This is a genomic window from Erysipelothrix sp. HDW6A (genome assembly GCF_011400295.1).
GTDB lineage: Bacteria > Bacillota_I > Bacilli_A > Erysipelotrichales > Erysipelotrichaceae > Erysipelothrix.
This window is the reverse complement of sequence record NZ_CP049859.1, coordinates 656,753-672,426: the sequence shown is the minus strand read 5'-3', so window position 1 is coordinate 672,426 and position 15,674 is coordinate 656,753. Positions and strand designations below refer to the sequence as shown.

General features: G+C 37.2%; 18 protein-coding genes. 1 reads left to right on the top strand and 17 read right to left on the bottom strand.

All coding sequences use genetic code 11. From position 1 onward, the window contains the following. Window position 1 precedes the first annotated feature (1 nt). The 11 genes from G7059_RS03435 to G7059_RS10495 form a co-directional block, all read right to left on the bottom strand. Window positions 2-781: an ABC-2 family transporter protein gene (locus tag G7059_RS03435; RefSeq protein ID WP_166080701.1), complete on the bottom strand. Its 780-nt coding sequence runs from the start codon at window positions 779-781 to the stop codon at window positions 2-4. Further along, a complete protein-coding gene (locus G7059_RS03430; protein WP_166080700.1) occupies window positions 778-1,740 on the bottom strand; it encodes an ATP-binding cassette domain-containing protein in 963 nt (320 codons plus the stop codon). The genes G7059_RS03435 and G7059_RS03430 overlap by 4 nt, the downstream gene beginning before the upstream one ends. A gap of 108 nt (window positions 1,741-1,848) precedes the next feature. Beyond that, window positions 1,849-2,967, bottom strand: coding sequence for a VanZ family protein (locus G7059_RS03425; RefSeq protein ID WP_166080699.1), 1,119 nt, complete (start codon window positions 2,965-2,967; stop codon window positions 1,849-1,851). 97 nt (window positions 2,968-3,064) lie between these two features. Beyond that, entirely contained in the window at window positions 3,065-3,394 is a 330-nt protein-coding gene (locus tag G7059_RS03420) for a hypothetical protein (RefSeq protein ID WP_166080698.1), read from the bottom strand. Between the two features lie 13 nt (window positions 3,395-3,407). Further along, entirely contained in the window at window positions 3,408-3,725 is a 318-nt protein-coding gene (locus G7059_RS03415) for a hypothetical protein (protein ID WP_166080697.1), read from the bottom strand. Between the two features lies 1 nt (window position 3,726). Next, entirely contained in the window at window positions 3,727-4,050 is a 324-nt protein-coding gene (locus G7059_RS03410) for a PadR family transcriptional regulator (RefSeq protein WP_166080696.1), read from the bottom strand. 93 nt (window positions 4,051-4,143) lie between these two features. Further along, entirely contained in the window at window positions 4,144-5,631 is a 1,488-nt protein-coding gene (glpK, locus tag G7059_RS03405) for a glycerol kinase GlpK (protein WP_166080695.1), read from the bottom strand. Between the two features lie 51 nt (window positions 5,632-5,682). Beyond that, window positions 5,683-6,846 carry a PTS transporter subunit EIIC gene (locus G7059_RS03400; protein ID WP_166080694.1) on the bottom strand — a complete coding sequence of 388 codons (1,164 nt, stop codon included), beginning with the start codon at window positions 6,844-6,846 and terminating at the stop codon, window positions 5,683-5,685. Window positions 6,847-6,892: 46 nt separating this feature from the next. Then, complete coding sequence (locus G7059_RS03395) at window positions 6,893-7,930, bottom strand: MupG family TIM beta-alpha barrel fold protein (RefSeq protein WP_166080693.1); 1,038 nt, start codon at window positions 7,928-7,930, stop codon at window positions 6,893-6,895. Window positions 7,931-7,941: 11 nt separating this feature from the next. Beyond that, window positions 7,942-9,018, bottom strand: a complete 1,077-nt coding sequence (locus G7059_RS03390; RefSeq protein WP_240920561.1) for a PTS sugar transporter subunit IIC — start codon at window positions 9,016-9,018, stop codon at window positions 7,942-7,944. Continuing rightward, window positions 8,979-9,248 carry a hypothetical protein gene (locus G7059_RS10495; protein WP_240920532.1) on the bottom strand — a complete coding sequence of 90 codons (270 nt, stop codon included), beginning with the start codon at window positions 9,246-9,248 and terminating at the stop codon, window positions 8,979-8,981. Before G7059_RS10495 ends, G7059_RS03390 begins: the two co-directional genes overlap by 40 nt. A gap of 162 nt (window positions 9,249-9,410) precedes the next feature. Here G7059_RS10495 and G7059_RS03385 point away from each other — a divergent pair, with 162 nt between their 5' ends. Further along, on the top strand, window positions 9,411-9,635 hold the full coding sequence (locus G7059_RS03385) for a hypothetical protein (RefSeq protein WP_240920531.1): 225 nt from the start codon (window positions 9,411-9,413) through the stop codon (window positions 9,633-9,635). Window positions 9,636-9,696: 61 nt separating this feature from the next. Here the strand turns inward: G7059_RS03385 and G7059_RS03380 are convergent, their stop codons facing one another. From G7059_RS03380 to G7059_RS03355, 6 genes are all read right to left on the bottom strand, one after another. After that, window positions 9,697-11,037 (bottom strand): uracil-xanthine permease family protein, encoded by a 1,341-nt coding sequence (locus tag G7059_RS03380; protein WP_166080692.1) that lies wholly within the window; start codon window positions 11,035-11,037, stop codon window positions 9,697-9,699. A gap of 172 nt (window positions 11,038-11,209) precedes the next feature. Beyond that, entirely contained in the window at window positions 11,210-11,548 is a 339-nt protein-coding gene (locus G7059_RS03375) for a hypothetical protein (protein ID WP_166080691.1), read from the bottom strand. 179 nt (window positions 11,549-11,727) lie between these two features. After that, entirely contained in the window at window positions 11,728-12,387 is a 660-nt protein-coding gene (locus G7059_RS03370; protein WP_166080690.1) for a DNA alkylation repair protein, read from the bottom strand. 57 nt (window positions 12,388-12,444) lie between these two features. Beyond that, window positions 12,445-14,238, bottom strand: coding sequence for a carbohydrate-binding domain-containing protein (locus G7059_RS03365; RefSeq protein WP_166080689.1), 1,794 nt, complete (start codon window positions 14,236-14,238; stop codon window positions 12,445-12,447). A gap of 10 nt (window positions 14,239-14,248) precedes the next feature. Beyond that, window positions 14,249-14,917 carry a DUF4956 domain-containing protein gene (locus G7059_RS03360; RefSeq protein WP_166080688.1) on the bottom strand — a complete coding sequence of 223 codons (669 nt, stop codon included), beginning with the start codon at window positions 14,915-14,917 and terminating at the stop codon, window positions 14,249-14,251. Beyond that, window positions 14,914-15,612, bottom strand: coding sequence for a polyphosphate polymerase domain-containing protein (locus G7059_RS03355; RefSeq protein ID WP_166080687.1), 699 nt, complete (start codon window positions 15,610-15,612; stop codon window positions 14,914-14,916). The genes G7059_RS03360 and G7059_RS03355 overlap by 4 nt, the downstream gene beginning before the upstream one ends. Window positions 15,613-15,674 lie beyond the last annotated feature (62 nt).

The window sequence follows — 15,674 nt, the reverse complement described above, 5'->3', positions numbered from 1 at the left end:
ACTAACCTCCAAACACTTCAATACGTTGAAGTGCTTTTGACATCAAGAACTTACCAAGCAACACAAACAGAATGAGCCATACTACTTGAATCGCAATCGCACTTATAGGTTGAATCAATCCCATATAAATAAAGAATGGCGTTGTCTGTAGCCCATAAAAGAAAGTGAATTTAAAGAACTCTTGAACAGGTTTAGGAAAGAATGGATACGGTATATTGCTACCATCTAGTAAGTCAAATAATGAAATTGTTAAGATACGTATTCCTAGAGAACTTTTCATATACATCGTACCAATATAGAGAAACATATTAATGGATATTTCCAACAATAAGGTTATACCTAAAGACACGATAAATAAGGTAAAAGTTGTCAGTGTTTGGGGTAGTGACATCCTGAATGGTTCTGGAAGGAAAAGTGCCACGAACACGATAGGTCCTGCCCTCAGTACAAAACGCGCGCAACGGAAAGCAACATTACGTACAAACCATAAAGTGTAGAGATCAGTAGGGCGCGCGCATTCATAGGCTACATCACCGCTTTCGATGACTTGAAAAAGAGAAGTATCCATCATCCATATTGCAGTTAAAGCGATTGTAGACTGACGCAACCAGAAGAATGTTGAAAGATTCTCTGGAGACATCTCTGTAGTATTAAAGGCTGTAAACAAGAGAATCGAAAGAAATCCCCATGCGAATTGGGTTACAACTCCTGCGAGAGCAGCTCCTCGATACTGAAGTCCTGCGTTAAATCTTACTTTAAATAATGCAAAATACTGTCTCATAATGACATCTCTTGATAGACGTGAATCAACATATCATCGATACTTTCTTCGATGATCTTCACATCTTGAATACTAATGTGTTGTGATAGTTCTAAAATAACCTGCGATAAAGGATTATTGAGTTCCATGGTAAAACGATCACTGCTTTTTGATATCAATGAATAGCCTAGATTTGACGGAAGTTCACCTTCATAGATGACCTCAAGATATCGTTTCATTGTAAAGCGTTCTTTAAACTCAAGCATCGTCCCATCAAATACAATACGTCCATCACCAATGAGAATAATACGACTTGCTAAGGATTCAATGTCTTGCATATCATGAGTCGTCAGTACTACTGTTGTCTGATATTTTTGATTAATATCTTTAATTATTTTTCGTACCGCAAGTTTCGATACAGCGTCCAAGCCAATCGTAGGTTCATCAAGAAATAGTACTTTAGGATTATGTAACAGTGATGCACAGATTTCACAACGCATCTTCTGCCCTAAACTAAGTTGTCGAGTCGGCATCCTAACAATATCTTTGATATCAAGAAGACTCACAAGTTCCTCAAGTCTTTCCGAGTACTCTTCTTCTGAAATACGATACATATCTTTAAGAAGCTCAAACGAATCGATAACGGGTATATCCCACCATAATTGAGAACGCTGCCCAAAAACTACGCCTATGTTCTCAGCATGACGTTTACGATCCGTAAAAGGATTAAGTCCGTCGACTGTACAGACCCCGCTATCTGGTCGTAAGATTCCGGACATAATTTTTATCGTACTACTTTTCCCAGCTCCGTTAGGTCCTATATACCCAACAATCTCTCCTTTTCTAATTGAGAAATCAATACTCTTTAGTGCTTCAATCGTTTTATATTCGCGATGAAAAAACGATTTGACAGCAGAAAAAATACCGGCGTTTCGGACCGGTATCTTAAATGATTTAGAAATAGCTCTTACTTCTATCATAGGTCCTCCTTAATTTTCATTAAGGGTCAATACAGAGTGTAGCGGACCCATTTAATTGTGAAATAATTATATCATAGAACTGTTTTAGTTTTCTACAAAAATTTTTGATTATTCTATCGTACTTACTGTACTTGTTTTAGATATTGTTTCGTAGAATAATTTATGTGAGTGTCGAGCGGTATAGATTAAGTGAATTGCAATAAAGGCATACCACAATACTTGAACACCCAATATGAACAATACACCAAGGGTGTAGAATGCAGTATTACTATTGTTGATAATATCCCATAGCAAGTTAATAAACTTTGCTCCGTAATCAAAGAACACTAGTACAAAAGCAGCACGTATTAGAAGAGCTTTCAACGTTTGATTGGTATCACTCACTACTTCTATCTTCACAAGACGTTGTCCTAGAGTTGGCGCATCAAAGGCAACAGGGAAGACTGCGAAATAGACCATAAATAGGATTGGGTAAACTATCGGAGAAACCATCGATAATCCAACTGCCCTGACACCATAATTTAGTATATTCGATAGGAATCCAAGAAGAACTAAGTCCACACTATACGCAATGAAACGGCGAATGTAGCTTACGGTATGGCCACGTTCGTAGCTTAGACGGTCTAATTCTCTTCGACTTGGGAAGAACACATTAATCAGTGGACTTATTAAATAACCAATCATCCCACCAGAGGTATTGAGAAATAAATCATCAATATCAAACAAACGATACGGACCTGGATAGATACCATATAAGCCACTGAGTTGTGATAACTCAAAGAATAGTGATAGTAAGAAACTCGCAATAAGTGTTTCTTTCCATGTACGATCGAAATAATATCTTAGGAACATTCCAAAAGGAATTGTTAGAAAGACATTAAATACTGGTTGTGTTACAACACCTTGAAGTAGAGCAGGTAAGTATGTTGATGGACTTCCTAGTCTTAAGCTTGTGTGCGTAAAGAAATCACGTACAAACGCAAAAGGTACTAGTTGCATCATATCTCGGTAAGAATTGGTAACACTTTCCTTTGCAGGTAGTGGCAAGATTACTAAGAAATAAGCTGCAATCATGTAAAACAAGAAACCATACAAAATGATTGATCGACCTGTTGAAACTGAGCCATACTTTCGGTATTGAAAGATCATCGTAGGTATCATTAATAATGCGAAAGCAATAAGGAATATTAATCCCGCTTGCTTAATTGGATATAAATAAACTGACATAAACATCTCTCCCCATAGCTTTTTTCATTATACCAAACTATACAAGCAAGGGACATGTTATTTGAACATTTCTTAAATTCCATTCATATTAGGATTATTATTTTATTACTTTTCGTAATAAACGTCCTACACCCAGTCCAATAAAGTCAATCACAATATAGAAGTAAAGATAGTCTAAAGCAGAATTGTTAAAGACTACATAGACGGATACTACATATAATACTGCCATCATAATCGTATGAATGAAATCAATACCATAGCGATAGGACATCACAATACTTACCAAAAATACGGCTGAACTATTCGCAATAATTAAACTTGAAATCACAACACCAAAACCATCGTTGGTTAATTTCATGATTACAAATGCTACGAGAAAAAATACCAAACTGTAAACGCCTAATGCAAACGAGTATTTTTTTATCATGAGAGTCTCCTTCTTAAAATCCCCCAAATGCCCAAATCAACAGAATATGTAACAGTACGAATACAGAAATGACAAAGATAGCAAGGATCAGAATTTCTTTCTTTCCTATCTTACGGATATGCGCATTTCTTAATTCTTCTTTCGTTAAAGGCTCATAACCAAAGTCTTCGATAACTTGTGCAATTGCTTTCTTTGAATCATGATGGTATGCCATCTCTTCATCATACGCATCCATCAATGCTGCATAGACTTCTTTTTCTGCACTTCTTCGTTCAAGGATATCGTCGATTTCACTGACTGCTTGTCGTGCAAATACTTTAAGTTCTTTCATGCTACACCTCCAAAATGCGATGCATTGCTTCTTCTAGAAGGTCCCACTGTCCTGTTAGTTCCGTGAGTGTTTTCTTACCCTTATCTGTGATGGAGTAATATTTACGCTTTCTCCCCTTATCACTTTCTAACCAATAACTCTTAATGTCTTTCTGTGCTTCAAAGGTGTGGAGAATGGGATAAAGGGTACCTTCTTTGATATCTATAATACCATTGCTCAAGTTCTTTAATTCTTTGATTAAGTCATATCCATAGGTATCATCCAAACTAATGATCTTCAAGACTAGTATCTTCATAATTCCCTTGAGTAATTCTTTATCTATCATATACATCTCCTTCCTATATACATCGTAATACAATGTATATATTTAGTCAATCTATTTTCATGAAAAAAAGACAAACACAGTGTTTGTCTTCCCTTACTCTTCTATCCACTCAAAAGAGCGACTTACAGCGCGATGCCAGCCTTTTAAGTACTCTTCACGTTTCTCTTCGCTTAAATGCGTTTGCCACTCTGTAGCCTTTGTTTGTGCTTTCTTAAGTGCTTCTTTATTCTCAAAGAAACCTGTCGCAAGACCTGCTAAGTAGGCAGCTCCTAGCGCAGTCGTTTCCGTAGTATCAGGTCTTCTTACTGGAATACCTAATATATCTGCTTGAAACTGCATTAAGAAGTTATTTCTTGATGCGCCTCCATCTACTTGAAGTAGCGTTAATTCATGACCACTATCGGATTCCATTGCCTTAAGTACATCATACGTTTGGTAAGCAACGCCTTCTAGTGATGCACGTATTAAGTGATAACGATTGGATCCTCGAGTGAGTCCTGATACACTACCACGAGCATACATATCCCAATATGGAGCTCCTAGACCTGTAAAGGCAGGTACGACATAGACACCACCATTATCCTCTACTTTTTGAGCGAGAACTTCAGATTCTGCAGCGTTACGAATCAGTCCCATTTCATCACGAAGCCATTGTACTACAGCCCCTCCTACGAAGATTGAACCTTCTAGAGCGTATTCAATTTTATTATCAATACCGATTGCAATGGTAGTGAGAAGACCGTTTTTACTCTTAACACGCTTCTCTCCAGTATTCATCAAGACGAAACATCCTGTTCCATAGGTGTTCTTAGCTTCACCAGGATTAAAAGCAGTCTGACCAAACAATGCTGCTTGTTGATCCCCAGCAATACCTGCAATTGGAATCATAACTCCTTGAATGGATGCATAACCAAAGATTTCCGAACTGTTCTTCACTTCTGGTAGTATTGCTTGAGGAATGTCTAAAAGACTACATAGTTCATCATCCCATTTACAGTCATTAATATTGAAAAGCATGGTACGAGCTGCATTGGTAACATCTGTTGCATGGACATGACGGTTCGTAAGATTGTATACAAGCCACGTATCAACGGTTCCAAACATTAACTCTCCACGTCTAGCACGATCATACGCACCTTCTACATGGTCTAAAATCCATTTAATTTTCGTTGCTGAGAAATACGCATCAATGATAAGTCCTGTCTTATCTTGGATTAATTCTGCATAACCTTGTTCTCGTAGTGAATCAGCTAGATCTGCAGTTCTTCGACATTGCCATACAATCGCGTTATGGATTGGTTTCCCGGTTTTCTTATCCCAAATAATGGTAGTTTCACGTTGGTTAGTAATCCCAATGGAATCAATCTCTGCTGCATCAATCCCAGCTTGAGCGATAACTTGGTTCAATACTCCTGATTGAGTTGCCCAAATTTCCATCGGATCATGTTCTACCCACCCTGCTTGGGGATAGATTTGTGTTAACTCTGTTTGAGCTATGGACACAATCTCTTGGTCTTTATTAAATAAGATTGCTCGAGAACTTGTAGTTCCCTGATCTAAAGCAAGAATATATTTTTTCATGAAGCCTTGCCTCCTATAAATAAGGTATCACAAAATGTGATACCTTGGTACTTATGATCGACTTTTTTCGATTAAACTTTGTTCGTATTTCATTAAGAATGGATAGTAACATGCAAATGAAATTGCGATTAATATTGCTGATAGAATGAGCGATCTAAAATCAAACAGTGTAGCAAAGAAGATTCCAATTGGTACCGGTAAGACCCATGGCATTACAAGTGATGGTGTTGTGACATAGCCTTGCGAGAAGGCAAAGAACGCAACAAGAGCACATAATAATGGTGCTAAGAAGAATGGAATCTTAAATGCAGGATTATCAACAACAGGGACTCCAAAGAGTGTGTTCTCATTAATATTAAAGATATTAGACTTCATGGAGTCAGTACCTAATGTCTTGAGTTCATTGGTCTTCGCAAAGTATGCAAGTCCAATGGATAATCCTAATGTACATCCAGAACCACCAAGCCATACAGCCCATTGGTAGAAGGATTCACTAGCAATGTATGTAGCATTATTACCAAGCGCAATATCCATCGCATTCACAAGCATCATATAGAACCAGAATGGGCGTAGTAAAGAACCCATTACCGCAACACCATGTACTCCTAGAATCCAGAAGCCGCCTATCGAAGCAATCGTGAGTGCAAGGCCAAAATAGGTATCAAGAAATCCTGTGAACCATAGGAATGGTTTTAGTAAGAGATTAATAAATTCAATGCCGTATGACCCTAAGCCAAAGACAGCTATGAGAACAATAAGAATCGGAATAAGACGGTTTAAGTAATCTGCTACTGAAGGTGGAAATGCTTGAAACTTAAATTTCAAACGTGATAAGATCGGCATTAATACTCCAAATATACATCCAATAGCTAAGGCGATAATTGGAAGTAAGGTGCTTTTCGTATCGAGATAGTTTAATGAAATCAGTCCCATAACAAACACAGGAACATAAACATCAATCCCTTTTTCTTCTTCCACTAGATCCTTCATGATTAAGTACACAAAAATAAGACTCATCATCACCATGTACATCGTAATCATGAAGGGTACCTTAAGTTTCATCGATAATGACACAAAGCCTAATCGATCCCCTACAGAATACGCGAGTAAGCCAAAGGCTACACCGATGTTTAAATAAGCAATCTTAATAATTGCGAACTTTGTAGCATTGAGGTAGCGATTGGTTTGAATCGCTGTAACAAATTTTTCCACCATATTTCTCTCTCCTAAATATCTTGTAAAAAAGAAGGATGGCTCCTTCTTAATTAATTTTTACAAATTGAATCTTAGTATCACGATCAATTGCATCGACTAAATCAACATAGTCTGGATGAATAAAACCAATTACGTTAGTTCTTGCATCCATTGGCATTGCTTTTTTAGTAATTTGAATTTCTCCACTGTAGCGACCTGATAATTGGTTTTCGATAGTAATAGCTCCACGGTTACGGTAGTTATTATCACGAATTTCAATACCTGGTACACGATCTGCAGTAATACGAATGACGTTTTCTGATAGATCACGACGTACAGTATGAAGTTTATCAAACATGTGGTGGTAGCCTTCAGTGAAGACTACAGGAATGTGCATAATACGCTCACTCATATATTTTTCCATATAGAGTAAAGTATTAAGGTGAGCTTTACTATCACCAATCAACACATCCGTAATACCACAGTCATGAATTAATTCAACTGCTGCAACATAAGGGTTTTCTTGACGATGTTTTTCTACAGTAGGTAGCCCTTCATAAAGTGGGAAACGTTTGAGAAGATCTCCTGGAACAAAAGCCATTGTACGAATACCATGACGTACAAATGCTTCGTTCATCTTCTTAAAGTATTCAAGGGATAAACCTGTTTCTGTTTTTGGATAGAAGTTATGAAGCATTGAGATGCGTGAGAAATCTACACCTGCTGCCTTAGCATCAAGTATGTATTGTTCGTTCACAACACTAGCATTTAACATTAAGTCAAAGTTCTCAAGTAATTCTTTGATAACGTTGAAGTCATCAAATCCATAATCTAAGCGAAGTACCTTGAATCCCATCTTCTTCAAAGCAACGTAGTCGTTAGCTTCTACTCCAAGTTTTTCGAATGTAACAGGAGAAATATCTGGAACAATGTCCAAATTAAACTCTTTACACTTTTCTAAAAAAGTAGGTAGTATCTCAGGAAGCTTTGATAAGTCTTCTTCTGGGATATGAAGGGATGTAAACAGATATTTAGCACCAAGCTTTGATGCTCTTTCCAAATAGTCATAGTCTAAATCTTTAAAATATGAAGATATACCTAACATCGTCTGTACCTCTATTCTTGTGTTTGTTCTTCAGCAGCTGCGATTTCTTTCAAATCGTTTTTCTCAATTGATTTAACGAATGGGTAGAAGATAATAAACATTGCAACCCAAGCGACTAATACGTAAGCTAATGCAGCTATGTTACCATTTGTAGCTAAGTATGTTTTGATTGGTGCTGGAGTGATCCAGGAAATCATTAATACTGGAATTGGTAAGAAGCCTGTATACGTTAATATTATAGCAACAATTGCGAGCACTACATAGCTTAAGATGAATGGAATCATCATTAGTGGGTTCAACATAATTGGAAGACCAAAGATTAATGGTTCACCAATGTTGAAGAATGCTGCGGCGATTGATAATTTACCAAGTGCTTTAAGACGTGGTGATTTTGAAGTAATAAGTGATATTGCAAGTGGGAATAAACCAATCCAAATGTAGTTGTCAATCCATACTGATGTATATGTATGTGGTAGACCTACAAGTGTGTTGTTTAGATTAAAGTATTCTAAGTTTGCTGTTCCCATGTTTGACCAGAATGTTCCCATAACTGATCCAACGATGTTTGAACCATGGATACCAACTGACCATAATACACGGTTTAAGAATGTTGTAAGAACAACTGTGAATGGTGTATCACTTGCTGACATTAATGGTGTAAAGATTCCTGATACTAATTCTGGAATGTTTAATTTTAGAACGTGTCCAAAGAACCACCAGAATAAGATTACAAAGAAGCTTGGGATAAGTGCTGCAAATGATTGTGATACCATTGGTGGAACACCTTCTGGCATTTTAATAACTAATTTGCGGTTCACTACAAAGCGATAAATTTCAACAGTAACAATACCAACTAAGATTGCTGAGAAGACACCAACTGCTCCTAAATAAGCTGTAGGTACTCCTGAGAAGCTTCCTGGATTTGTAGCTCCTTCAACCATTGTTTTAACAGTTTGAGCTGGGTTTAATAATAGGAATGAAGCCAATGCTAAGATCATAGGTTGTACAATATCGTGTGATTCTCCACGTTGTTTATTGTAGAACTCTACTAATCCGTATGATGTAGTAACAACAGAATATAATGCAATAAATCCTGTACCAACACCAGATGCTGCGGCGATAGTCCAACGGAAATCCCTAAAAAGTCAGTCCATGCTTTAATTGGGAATGAAGCTACTAATAAGAATACTGATCCAATGACAAGTAAACTCATGACTCCTAACCCTGTACGTTGCATAACTTGAACGTATTTTAATTGAGAGAATTTAATGAGCGGTGGCGCAATTTTCTCTTCGATAAAACGTGTAATTCCTTCCATTTCTTTCCTCCTGCACTTTGGTAGTGCTTTCACATTAAAAGAATACCATGATAAAATAATATTTCAAGTATTTTATGTTAATTTGAAATATTATTTTAATTTGTTGCGGTTTCTTTAAAATATTGGTAAACTTTATAAGTAATAGTTAAGGAGGGTATAATTATGATTATAGTAAACAGTCCTATCATGCAAGATAAAGTTAAAGGTATCGTTGAAGCTATTGAAACTCCAAAATTCACATTCGTGAAAAAAGAAGGTATCAAGCTTTATTTTGAAGTTGATTCAGAAGACAAAGATGCAGCATGCGCTATCGCTAAAGCTGCAATCAAGAAAGATCCAATTGGTGGAACAATCATGTTCAGTGTTAAACCTGGAGAATACATCTAGTCTACCAAACAGTAAAAGGGTATGAGATCATTAACGATCCCATACCCTTTTCTTTATGTCTTTATTTAGTTTTCTTAATGTTCAACATGATGTTGAAGAAGATCCCTAGAATTGAAGCTGTTGCGATTGCTGGTAGTTGCATTGTGCCAACTGGAATCATACCACCTGGGAAGGCAAAGTTTCCACCAAGACCTACAACTAAGATAATAGCAATGATAGCTAAGTTCTTAGCATCAAAGAGGTCAACTTCTTTATTGATTAAGATTGCGATACCTTGAGCACCAATAACACCGAATAAGTAAACTCCAGCACCGTTGATAACTGCACTTGGTACGGATGTAACTAAAGCTGCAAGTGGGCTAATGAATGAAATAATCATGGTAAGAACTGCTGCTGCACCTAGTACATATACTGAGAAGTTATTAGTGATTGCCATTGTTGAAATGTTTTCACCATAGTTTGTTCCTGCAGGTCCACCAAACATCGAACTTACAATATCACCAACACCGTCTCCAATTAAGTTTGAGCCAAGCTTATCAGCGATATCATATTTCTTAGTAACACCTTTTTCTTTTGCAAGGTTGTTTACATAAATATCAAGTTGGAATAAGTGAGCTGTTGATTCTGGAATTGTTGCGATAGCAATTGGCATGATTGCCCATACTGCTTCTAAGTTAGGTTTTGGTAACGTAAAGTGCGGTGTAGCGATTACGCCATTTGCCATTACTTGACTAAAATCAACCATATTTAGTGCAAGACTTAATGCATAACCTACTCCGATACCCATTAAGATAGGTAATTGTCCAAGAACACCTTTCTTAACATATACAGAGAATAGAACTGTTGCTGTTAAGGTTACAAACGCTACGATTAATGAATTGGTATCCATTGTGTTTGTAGCTGCATCATATCCGATTGCACCTGTCATTGCACTACCTGCTAAGGATAGACCGATAATTATTGCGATACTTCCTGTTACAGTTGCAGGTAAGAATTTTTCAATTTTTTCTTGACCGAATTTATTTACGACAAGTCCTGCAGCGATTGAAACAAAACCTGAAGCAATAATACCAAACTGCGCTTGTGAGATTAAAGCATCTGGAGCTGTTGCCCCTGCTGATATAGCACCTGCAGCACCGCCTGTAATCCCCACGATTGCGGTAATGTAAGAGAAGCTTGATCCATAATACAATGGAATCTTACCTTTAGTTATAAATAAGAAACAAAGTGTCGCAAATCCACTTGCGAAGATTGTAGTTGAAACGTGGAACCCTGTTAGTAAAGCAACCATAACTGTTGCTGGGAACATTACTAAGATTTGTTGAATTGCAAAGAGAATCATCTTCCCTAAAGTTGGTTTCTCATCTGGGAGATAACCCATTACTGTATTTTTCTTTTCCATTTCTTCCTCCTATAAGGGTCCTGATTTGCACAAAAAAAGGGCTAAAGTTAGCCCTTGTGTTATTAAAGTTAATAACGCCTTGTTGACCTCTCTGGATCAATTTAAAGGACCTCTTTGTCCTATTATAATCAAATATTATTCAAGATGCAATCCTTTTATTCAAATAGCATCTTTAAGCGTCTTTTGTGCTGTCACTTTGCACAGTTTCTTCTCTATTTGAATCATTTTTCTGTTCTTTTTTCGCTTTGATATAGTGGTATGGTGCCTCATAAGGTTCTTCCTTATCCTTTCTAAGCATTTCATCGAGGAAGCCTTGTTTAGAACCAATAGCTATAGCAAGTACAAATAACAATATCCCTACTGTCCCAATAGTAAATCTATAAGTGAAGTATTCACTTCCTCCACCACCATCTAAGATGAATTCATAGAAAAGCTCTATGGCTACTTCAGACAGGAACAAAAGACCAACAACTAAACTAATCCAAAACAATACTTTCCAAACTCGTTTCATACACATGACCACCTTACTAGAATCATTATAACTCAGTGAGTACCTCGACATTAAATCAGTTTTTCATAATATTTCCAGTATTTAGTATTTCTTTTTCAATTTCGGAAATGATGTTATTGAACTTATCTTCGCTCATTAGATCAAAACCAAAAAAAGAAAAGACAAGCTTACTTGTCTCTTCAAATATACTTACTTGCTTCACGAATACTCAAAGGACTCATGGATTCATGATGCCTTCGAATGAAGTCTTTTACCCACTCTGGATTTACTTTAGAGTACTCACGAAGACTCCATCCGATTGCCTTATTGATAAAGAACTCGGTGCTTCCTAGATTATTAAGGATTATTGCTTCTAACACATCTGTATTGGTTTGGTCCTTATATGCAAGTTGGAAGTCAATTGCAAGGCGTCTAAACCACATATCATCATCTTGCGACCACTGTATCATCAGATCACAGACTCTTTCATCTACAAGACCAATTCCTCCGATTACCGCGTCTAAAGCATCGATGGTATCCCACCATTGTTGATTCTTAATGAAAGGTAATATCTTATCGATATCTTCATATGTCAGATGCTTACGCATTGCTATTAGGATGTCGATAGCTATATAGTGACATTCTCGTTCGTCTTCTTCATAGCACTGATAAAGAAAATCCCAATCAATGACTTTGCTTTGTTTCTCTTCTTTAATGAAGTCCTTCGTGATTTTCTTGCGGTCTGGAGAAGGTAACCCATAAAACTTAAAATTACCCTTCATGTATGCAGCCATCTTCTCGGCACGTTCTTCATCTCGATGGTTATCGAGCAGCTCTCTTAATCTTTCTATTTTTGTCATACAAGTCCCCCATTTATCTTTGAGACAAGTATATCATTCTTACGGTTTCTTACGATACTACATTCGTGGTTTTTGTTCCCCTGGTCGCTGACCTCCTTGATTTCTGTCTCCTTGTGGGCCTTGATTCATCGGTACATTTTGACCGTTTTGTGAGACATTTGTCATTACTGAGTTCAGTGTGATTGACGATACCTCACTACCATTAACGCTAACATGAACTGTATCTCCAACATTGAGATTTGAACCACTGTAGATAAAGGCATTGAAGTCTTTCATGACTTCTTTACTAAAGAGGAGGTTACCATTGTCATCTTTGATTTCAAGAAGGGATTGAGCACTGTATCTTTGATCAAGGACGAGTGCGAATGACGCTTGACTTGAATCTTCTGACATTCCTTGCATCATATCTGATGTTCCAGAAGCAAACAGCGTTCCTGAAGTAATGCTTGCTACACCATCGTAATCTAAGTACCCATTCCCGCCTTGTGTAGGACCAAAGACTGTGATATCACCACCGTTGATTTCAAGATTCCCATTTGCATCAATCCCATCACCATTAGCATTTACAGTAATCGTTCCGCCATTAATTTGAATTGGATAGTCACCTCGAGAAGCAAAGTGATCCATACGGCGTCCTTGTTCTTCTTGAACATCATTTCCGCCTGCAGAGTTAATACCATCATCTTGCGCTACTATGGATATGATTCCATCATTAATGGTTACCTGAGCACCTTCTAAGCCTTCATAGCTGGACTGAACGTGGATTGTTCCACCATTGATTACTAAAGCATTATCAGCATGCATTCCATCATCTTCTGTATTTATTAAATAAGTACCATTGTTTATGGTAACATTACCGTTACTGTGGATTGAATCATCTACTGTTGTAAGTTCAAAGTATCCACCATTAACTGTAAGAGAAGCAGAAGCTTTCAGTCCTTTATTACTTGAATCAGTCGTGTTTTCAAGAGTCACAATTTTATAATTTCCTGCATCAATTTGTAAGTGAGTTTCGGCTTGCAGGCCATCACCCAAGGCATTGATATCTACGGTAGCATCTTTAATGTAGAGCCAACCCTTACTTGTATCTGTAGCATTGCTTGCTTGAATACCATCACCATCAGCAGTTATCATGAATGACCCCTGTTTGATTGCGACACTATCTTTACCTTTGATACCATCGTTCTTTGCATGTATCTGATATTTCCCATCCATAATAACGAGATCATCATCTGTCTGAATACCATTCTTAAAGTTCCCTTTAAGTACCAACTCTCCACTACCATTAAAGATTAAATCATCATTGGAGAAGATTGTTGCACTGGGTTCTTCTTTTTCATTCATGCCTGTGTAGGTATCCCCATCACTCAATGTGTTTGTCGTATTCTTCGCTAGTGTTATTACTGTATTGTCAGCATTTTCACTGTAAACAATTGCTGAACTTGCGTGTGTCATCGTCACACCATTGAGGATAATTCGTACTGTTTCTGTATCTTGGACATTCACATGAATCTGTAAATTAGTTGAAGTTCCAGTAAATACATAGTCACCAGCCTTTTGAATACGAAGTGTATTGCCCACTTGGCTTATTCCTTGGCCCTCAATGCTTGTTGAATTACCATTAAGCGTAATGTGTTTTGCAGTACTGTCATCCCAGGTTTCATCTTCATACTTTGTATCAAACTCATAGTTGATGTTAGATGAACTCACTTCATTCGGTTTCTCTTCAGTTTGAGCAATCTCATCTAAAGGTTCACTACTTTCATTCTTCGTAACACTCATCCATATAGTGATTGCTGCAAGAAGCACCAATACTGTTACAGACATGATTCCTACATTCTTTTTTCTCATAATTAATCACCTACAAACTTCCAACTTCTGTTGAAGGCAAGCTGCACACAATCGCAAGGTTACCATTTCGCACCCGCAAATCATCAATGAATTGTTTTACCTCTTGCGTGTCTTTTAAACGAATTCGATATTGCAGTTCAAAGAGACTTCCCATGTTGGTTGTCTTGATTTTGGTGAGTATAATCTCGTCTGTGTATTTCATAAAGACATCATCAAATACCCCTTCATAGTTTAAAGATTCCGGAATAGTGATTTTTAGATCTCTTTGGTGACTGTGTTGTTCACCAAATGATGAGCTATTCAGTGCCAACATCATGATACAAATAAGTATCGTAATGAAAACAGCGAAAGTTAAATACCCTATTCCTGTTGCCAATCCAATAACCATTGCGAAGAAGATGCTTCCAATATCTTTAGCAGTTCCCGCAACTGATCGAAAACGGATTAAACTAAAGGTTCCTAAAACCGCAACACTTGTTCCTAGATTGCCATTTACCATCATAATGACCACGTGAATCATCACAGGTAAAAGTGCTAGTGTCACTACGAAATTCTTAGTATAGGTATTCTTATACATGTATGTCCATGCGATCGCAATCCCAAGGATTAGCGAGACTATTGAACTAATCATAATCGTTTCGAGTGTCATTGTAGTGTTTGTAATACTTTCAAATATCATTGCTTGATTCCCTCAATTCTTTCTTGATAACATCGCCCATACTTTGAACATGACGATGTGTAAATCTGTAACTCACTTAAGCCTTCCGCTAACCAGTTTGGAATGCTTGTACTTGTCTTAATTTCCATAATGATCTCATCTGGATTTAGAACATTTCCATAATCTCCGTGTTCCATTTTCAGATCCGTATCACGCCAACGAACATTCTTATCTAAAGTTACCCGAAGTCCATCAGGATATTCGTCAGTATAGGCAATGCGATCATAGGCAATATACATTGCTGGTTGTAGATTCTGATTGGTACATACATAATCAATTTCCTGAAATGTTTGCGATGAATCCCTTGGAAGTTTATTCGCAAACGCGTAGTCATTAGCTTCCTTAAGTTCAATCTCAAGACGTCTCTTATAGACAACGCCACAGAACTTCTTCTTTACTTCCAAATATACTTTTGAGTATTCATTGGGTACGTTGTAGCTACGGAGTCTTACCTTCTCTTTATAAAGTGGTTTCTCTTGTGACTGGATTATTGATTCATCGTATTCATTATCAAAATACACATTACAGATGGTATGTTCGCCATACTGATCACTAACTAAATAGCGATTTAGTAATTGTTCCAGTTTTTGTCGCTTTGAACTGTCAAAGACAAACTTAATCTCATTTCTTGAGAATGTCGCTGTATATTTACTCATGTCTACCCTCCTCACAGTCAAATACTAAGTTTGATGTGTGACGGTTGAATGAACGATTAGGT

Coding starts and splice junctions, on each gene's coding strand:
- G7059_RS03360 (WP_166080688.1), bottom strand. CDS start 14,917: ATGATATTTGAAAGTATTACAAACACTACAATGACACTCGAAACGATT.
- G7059_RS03400 (WP_166080694.1), bottom strand. CDS start 6,846: ATGGTGGAAAAATTTGTTACAGCGATTCAAACCAATCGCTACCTCAAT.
- glpK (WP_166080695.1), bottom strand. CDS start 5,631: ATGAAAAAATATATTCTTGCTTTAGATCAGGGAACTACAAGTTCTCGA.
- G7059_RS03375 (WP_166080691.1), bottom strand. CDS start 11,548: ATGAAACGAGTTTGGAAAGTATTGTTTTGGATTAGTTTAGTTGTTGGT.
- G7059_RS03385 (WP_240920531.1), top strand. CDS start 9,411: ATGATTATAGTAAACAGTCCTATCATGCAAGATAAAGTTAAAGGTATC.
- G7059_RS03430 (WP_166080700.1), bottom strand. CDS start 1,740: ATGATAGAAGTAAGAGCTATTTCTAAATCATTTAAGATACCGGTCCGA.
- G7059_RS03355 (WP_166080687.1), bottom strand. CDS start 15,612: ATGAGTAAATATACAGCGACATTCTCAAGAAATGAGATTAAGTTTGTC.
- G7059_RS03420 (WP_166080698.1), bottom strand. CDS start 3,394: ATGATAAAAAAATACTCGTTTGCATTAGGCGTTTACAGTTTGGTATTT.
- G7059_RS03435 (WP_166080701.1), bottom strand. CDS start 781: ATGAGACAGTATTTTGCATTATTTAAAGTAAGATTTAACGCAGGACTT.
- G7059_RS10495 (WP_240920532.1), bottom strand. CDS start 9,248: ATGGAAGGAATTACACGTTTTATCGAAGAGAAAATTGCGCCACCGCTC.
- G7059_RS03365 (WP_166080689.1), bottom strand. CDS start 14,238: ATGAGAAAAAAGAATGTAGGAATCATGTCTGTAACAGTATTGGTGCTT.
- G7059_RS03395 (WP_166080693.1), bottom strand. CDS start 7,930: ATGTTAGGTATATCTTCATATTTTAAAGATTTAGACTATGACTATTTG.
- G7059_RS03380 (WP_166080692.1), bottom strand. CDS start 11,037: ATGGAAAAGAAAAATACAGTAATGGGTTATCTCCCAGATGAGAAACCA.
- G7059_RS03415 (WP_166080697.1), bottom strand. CDS start 3,725: ATGAAAGAACTTAAAGTATTTGCACGACAAGCAGTCAGTGAAATCGAC.
- G7059_RS03370 (WP_166080690.1), bottom strand. CDS start 12,387: ATGACAAAAATAGAAAGATTAAGAGAGCTGCTCGATAACCATCGAGAT.
- G7059_RS03425 (WP_166080699.1), bottom strand. CDS start 2,967: ATGTCAGTTTATTTATATCCAATTAAGCAAGCGGGATTAATATTCCTT.
- G7059_RS03410 (WP_166080696.1), bottom strand. CDS start 4,050: ATGATAGATAAAGAATTACTCAAGGGAATTATGAAGATACTAGTCTTG.